The sequence below is a fragment of the Aquitalea pelogenes genome, from assembly GCF_001515305.1.
GTDB lineage: Bacteria > Pseudomonadota > Gammaproteobacteria > Burkholderiales > Chromobacteriaceae > Aquitalea > Aquitalea pelogenes.
The window spans coordinates 1-1412 of sequence record NZ_LNQV01000109.1 but is presented as its reverse complement, the minus strand read 5'-3'; the positions used below and the strand labels follow the sequence as shown (position 1 = coordinate 1412).

At 64.7% G+C, this 1412-nt stretch carries 2 protein-coding genes; both read left to right on the top strand.

The features are described from left to right. Positions 1-536 (top strand): biotin--[acetyl-CoA-carboxylase] ligase (locus AWT75_RS20390; protein ID WP_239689691.1); only part of this gene is annotated, 536 nt, incomplete at its 5' end. Continuing rightward, positions 533-1249 carry a type III pantothenate kinase gene (locus AWT75_RS20385; RefSeq protein ID WP_062791577.1) on the top strand — a complete coding sequence of 239 codons (717 nt, stop codon included), beginning with the start codon at positions 533-535 and terminating at the stop codon, positions 1247-1249. The genes AWT75_RS20390 and AWT75_RS20385, both read left to right, overlap by 4 nt. Positions 1250-1412 lie beyond the last annotated feature (163 nt).

The following is a 1412-nucleotide window of genomic DNA, read 5'->3' as shown; positions in this document are numbered from 1 at the left end:
CCGCGGCCTGGCCGAACTGGCTGGCTTGTCGGCTGGCGGTGGGCCTGGCGCTAGCGCGTGCCCTGCACCGGCTGGCGGTGCCGGTACAACTCAAATGGCCCAATGATGTGCTGCTCAATGGCCGCAAGCTGGCCGGTATCCTGATCGAGCTATCGGGCGATGCGCTGGGGCCGGCTGCGGTGGTTATCGGCATCGGCCTGAATATCGATAACCCCGGCGCAGTGGATCAGCCGGTGGCCTCGCTGGCCGAGGCGGGCATCCAGCTGGGACGCAACCAGTTGCTGGCTGCCTTGCTCAGCGAACTGGCCGTGGTGCTGGATACCTTCAACCGCGAAGGCTTTGCTGCTTTCCGCGAAGACTGGATTCGCTGCTCCAGCCACGAAAACGCACCGGTGCGGCTGAGTTTTTCCCATGGCGAACCGGTGGACGGCATTGCCCGAGGCGTAGCGGAAAACGGTGCGCTGCAAGTGGAAATGGCAGATGGTAGCCTGCGCATCTTCCATGCCGGTGAAGTCAGCCTGCGGAGCCGTACATGAAGCTGCTGCTGGATGCAGGCAACAGCCGCCTGAAATGGGGTGTGCATGATGGCGAGTGCTGGCAGGCGCAAGGTGCGGTCAGCCATGAGCAGATTGCACAGCTGGCCACGCAATGGGCTGCCTGGCCGGTAGACAGCGTTTACGCCGCATCAGTGGCCCGTCCGGCCGTAGCCGATGCCATCACCCAGGCCGCTCCCTGTCCGGTGCAGTGGGTGCGTTCTGCCGCCAGCTTTGCCGATGTGCGCAATCACTACCGCAATCCGGCAGAGCAGGGCGCTGACCGCTGGCTGGCGGTGCTGGCAGCCCGCAGCCTGTGTGCCGGTGATGTGGTGGTGGCCTGTGCCGGTACGGCACTGACGGTGGAAGCCCTTAGTGCAGAGGGCGATTATCTGGGCGGAATGATTTTGCCCGGTCAGGCGCTGATGCTGCGCAGCCTGGCGCAGGGAACCGCCCAGCTGGACCGCATTGCAGGCCAGGTGACAGCCTTCCCGCAAGGCACTGAAGACGCGCTGGCCAGTGGCGTGCTGGCAGCCCAGTGTGGTGCCATCGAGCGCATGTGCCAGCAGCTGGCTGCGCATACCGGGCGCACCGGGCCGCAGCTGCTGCTGACTGGTGGCGATGCCGCCTCCATTGCTGCGCAACTCGCCGTCCCGGCGACGATCGTGGATAATCTCGTGCTGATGGGACTCTTGAGAGTAGCGTGCGAATCATGAAGTGGTTTCTGGTACTGATTGTGGTGCTGAATCTGGCCGTGGCCGGTTATGGCAGCTTCAAGCAAGTGTGGTGCCATCGAGCGCATGTGCCAGCAGCTGGCTGCGCATACCGGGCGCACCGGGCCGCAGCTGCTGCTGACTGGTGGCGATGCCGCCTCCATTG

What these genes read in the sequence shown, in the direction of transcription:
- AWT75_RS20385 (WP_062791577.1), top strand. Translation starts at nt 533, where the DNA reads ATGAAGCTGCTGCTGGATGCAGGCAACAGCCGCCTGAAATGGGGTGTG.